This is a genomic window from Weissella sp. DD23 (assembly GCF_001579105.1).
In the GTDB taxonomy this organism is placed as follows: domain Bacteria; phylum Bacillota; class Bacilli; order Lactobacillales; family Lactobacillaceae; genus Weissella; species Weissella cibaria.
The window spans coordinates 86084-89990 of sequence record NZ_KQ970397.1 but is presented as its reverse complement, the minus strand read 5'-3'; the positions used below and the strand labels follow the sequence as shown (position 1 = coordinate 89990).

Annotated in this window: 4 protein-coding genes; all 4 read right to left on the bottom strand. The window is 46.6% G+C overall.

Annotated elements, in window-relative coordinates:
- A partial coding sequence (locus tag WEIDD23_RS10355) for a helix-hairpin-helix domain-containing protein (protein ID WP_242865508.1) occupies positions 1 to 954 on the bottom strand: 954 nt, incomplete at its 3' end.
- Positions 938 to 1603, bottom strand: coding sequence for a tetratricopeptide repeat protein (locus WEIDD23_RS10350; RefSeq protein WP_010372721.1), 666 nt, complete (start codon positions 1601 to 1603; stop codon positions 938 to 940). The genes WEIDD23_RS10350 and WEIDD23_RS10355, both read right to left, overlap by 17 nt.
- A 20-nt stretch (positions 1604 to 1623) precedes the next feature.
- The gene (locus WEIDD23_RS10345; RefSeq protein WP_010372718.1) at positions 1624 to 2286 is read right to left on the bottom strand and encodes a histidine phosphatase family protein; all 663 of its coding nucleotides are present in this window, start codon (positions 2284 to 2286) and stop codon (positions 1624 to 1626) included.
- A 543-nt stretch (positions 2287 to 2829) separates the two neighbouring features.
- Positions 2830 to 3907: class I tRNA ligase family protein (locus tag WEIDD23_RS14945; RefSeq protein ID WP_242865507.1), on the bottom strand; the 1078-nt coding region annotated here is incomplete at its 5' end.

Here is a 3907-nt window from a genome sequence, read left to right as displayed (position 1 = left end):
CGTTAGGCGTACTAACTTCTGTGCAATTTCGCGCTCTGCTTCAAACAACGCTTTTACATATAAGTTTTGTCCGTCAGCAATAACCACGCCATCTGAAGTAAGGGTCAACAGCGCCCGCTTAATTAAAGCCACATCCACGCGGGCATTCTGCGCCCGTTCCAAAATTTGTTGTGTTGCCTGCAATAACGCTTCAACTTGCATGTACGTATCACCAGACTCGAACGTTGCTTGGTTAATTGCCGCAATAACGCCCGCCTGAATGCGACGGGCGTCCAAGGCATCGATACCTTGTTGGGCAGCCAAACGATCAATACGGGCAAATGATACGCCATCAATATCAATCACCATTTGGTAGGGATTTGTCTTTAAAATTTGCAGTGTCTGTTGCTGATACTTTTGATAAATGGCCGTTGCCAACGCCGACCCAAAGCCGTAATCATTTAGCGCGATAATCGCCCGTTCCATGCCATCAGATTGTTGTAACTGATTCACAATGACTTCTTGCAGCTTCGTTGAAATCCCAGTTTGTGTCAAGACAGCTGGATCTTCTAGGATCAAATCCACCGCTTCGATACCGAGTTCATCAACAATCTTTGTGGCCGTTGATTTACCAACCCCCGGAAATTGATCACCTGACAAATAGGCGACTAAACCTGACGTCGTACTGGCTGCTTGTCGTTGATAATTTTGCGCTGCAAACTGCGTGCCATAACGGGCATGCGTTGTTAACCGACCCTTAAATTCATAACTGGCGCCAATTTGAATATCACCAAAGCTACCAGTAACCGTAATTTCAGTATCATCATAGTCAAAATTCAGGTCAGCAACTTCAACAATCATGACTTTATAAAATGAATCCTGAGCCGCGAAAAGAATATTCTTAACTTGGCCGGAAACAGTGGGTTGCTCATCCGTTGGATTTGGGCCGTCGAACAAACTAGTCTGATTCTCCATCTAATCGGCTCCCTGATAGTAATTGGACGATTTCATCTAATCGTTGTGCTTGTGCCTGATAACGTTGTAAATCAATCATTTGGGCCGTCGCCAACCATTGATTGTCTTGATCGCCCTTGGCCGTTGCCACAACCCCACGACCAAAATTGGCCTCGAAATTCATCGGATCAACGTGGATTGCTGCATCAAAAGCTTCAGCTGCTTTTGATTCATGTTGCAAGCCTAGCCAGATGTTACCTAATAATACTTGCGCACCAGTGTCTTCTGGCTGTTGCTCAACAGCTGTCAAAGCATATACCAATGCCTTTTGGAATTGGTTTTGAGCATACCATCCTTGTGCCTGCATCACAGTTGCATCATGCAAAATAGCCAAATCAGTAATTTTACCAAAGAAATCATTTGCCCGTTGATAATCACCCGCCACGTAATACACATTACCCGTCGCGTACAGCAAGTTTTGCAAAGCTTCATCATTCGCTTGGAAGAGTCCCAAACTCTTTAGGGCCAAATCCTCTGCTTCAATCAAGTTTTCAGTTGCAACCAAAACAGCTACCAAGTCTGCATAGGCTTGCCAGTTATTTGGGTTAGCGTTAATTTCGGCGACCAAGCGTGCCATATCCGCTTGTGCTGCATTTTCTGGTTGCGTCATCTCTCTAGTTCCTTCTTCGCTTAAATTGTATTTGAGGCATCACTGCTGACACCCAAATAACTTGTATCGTTTCGTGATAATTCGGTAAATGTTTTACCGTCCGCCGTCTCTAAAATTGAGGTACTGGTGTTCCCTAAGCCCCCACGCGCGCGTAAGTCGGCCAATGGAATCCCTGTCAAACCACCCATACCGGTCGTTAAGGCCGCGCCGTGACTAAAGAAAACCAGATTAACCCCTTCGCCACCGTATTCAGTTACCGCTGTTTCGACTGCCTGGCGGAAACGTGCTTGCACACTTTCAAATGATTCCGCCCCTGGCACCTGCGCGGCGTCAAACTTTTCTGGGTGATTGCGCGAAGCATCGTACATGTCATACCAGCCAGCTTGGGCATCCGCAAACGTCTTGCCTTCCCAGACACCAAACGAAAACTCCTTCAATCCATCCATAAACGTTAGCTCGGGCTTTTCATCTAAAAGGGCTAGTGTTTCTTCAGCTGTAATGCGTGCTCGCTTGATTGGACTAGCAAAAGCGTGCGCAAATTTTACATCGTGTAAGTGACGGCCCAGCATCTTAATTTGGTCGTATGATTCTGGTAACAGTGGTGAATCACCACCTGCTCCTTGAAAACGCCCTTCGGCATTCCATTCTGTTTTACCGTGGCGGATGAAGTATAGCTTCGTCATGCTTTGGTCTCCTTGTCTTGAATTCGTTATGTATGTTAGTTAGTGTTGTGTGTCGACGCGTTGCGTCGAGTGGCTGGGGGCTTCTTTTGTCCCGCTAAACGAGGTGTGTCAAAATAGTGGCGGGCGGAGTCCACGGCTTTGCCGCGTACACCTTTACCCCTGGTAGCACTAAGCGGCAAAACCGCTAAGTGCTACTGCCACATATTTAGCCACTCCTCGTTCTATACGCGGGGCGCCCCCAGCCACAGCAGCCGAGAGATGCTAGACCGTTAAAGATTTTCATCTATTCACAAAAAAATGGACGAACAGTTTACCCTGATGTCTTGTGGCTGATGAAAATCGAACAATTATAGTCTTGCTTGGCTGCTGCGTTTGGCCCCACCACGTGTTTAGACACGTGCACTAGAAGGGGCCAAACACTCCGGCCGTCAGGACGGACACAAACCACCAAACTATATACCTTCCATTATAGACGTAAAAACGCCGAGAGACAAAATCTCTCGGCGTTTTCTGTTATCGATATTATTTTTGTTTAATCGTGAATTACTCCAAACCTTCAGTCAAAGCCTCAGGGAAGTTTTCGCGAACGATTTGTGCTTCGTGTGCTGACAACATTGGGAAGTCAGGATCAGCACCCAAATCAGTGTGGTACATACGATCACGTGGTGACTCTTCACCTTCTGCGTGAGCTACCGCAATCTTGTAACCATCAAAGTCAGTTGCATCATCAGCTTCATCAGCTGATGCTACGTGCAATTGAGAAACAAGCAACAAGACGCGAACATCTTGTCCCAATGAATCCAACCAAGCCTTTTGATCATCAGTCAAGAACAACGTTACCGCTGCTTCGGCTGGCTTACCAATCAACTTCGCATCACGGGCAACTTCCAAGGCCTTGTTAACGGCATCGCGCAACGTCATGAATTCTGACCACTTAGCCATCAATTCGTCAGCGTTAGCAATATCTGCAACAGCTGGCATCTCAGTCAAGTAAGCAAAGTCGCCTTCTTCGTGCTCAAGATACTCAAAGATTTCTTCAGCCGTGTGTGGCAAGATTGGCAACAACAACTTGTCCAAGTCTACCAAGACCTTGTACAAGACCGTTTGCAATGAACGACGAGCGTGTCCCTTTGGCGCTTCAACATACAAGATGTCCTTGGCGAAGTCCAAGTAGAACGCTGACAAGTCAACGTTAATAAAGTTGATAACCAACTTGTTGACTGCTTGGAAGTCATACACGTCGTAGGCAGCCTTGATGTCAGCAACCAACTTGTTAAAGCGGGCGTAGAAGTATTGGTCAGCTGCGACCAAATCATCGAAGGCAATTGTATCAGCCTTTGGATCAAAGTCAGCTGTGTTAGCCAGCAAGAAACGCATCGTGTTACGGATCTTACGGTATGTCTCAGACGTTTGTGACAACAAGTCCATTGATACACGAACATCGGCTGATGAATCAACTGACGTTACCCACAAACGGATAATTTCAGCACCCATCTCCTTCACCACTTCGTTAGGTGAAATGATGTTACCCAATGACTTAGACATCTTCTCACCATTTCCGTCCAAGACAAATCCTTGTGACAAGACTGACTTGTATGGTGCCTTACCCGTTACAGCAACA

Bases quoted from the DNA above. Each gene is read 5' to 3' on its own strand.
- WEIDD23_RS10350 (WP_010372721.1), bottom strand. From the start codon at position 1,603: ATGACGCAACCAGAAAATGCAGCACAAGCGGATATGGCACGCTTGGTC.
- WEIDD23_RS10345 (WP_010372718.1), bottom strand. From the start codon at position 2,286: ATGACGAAGCTATACTTCATCCGCCACGGTAAAACAGAATGGAATGCC.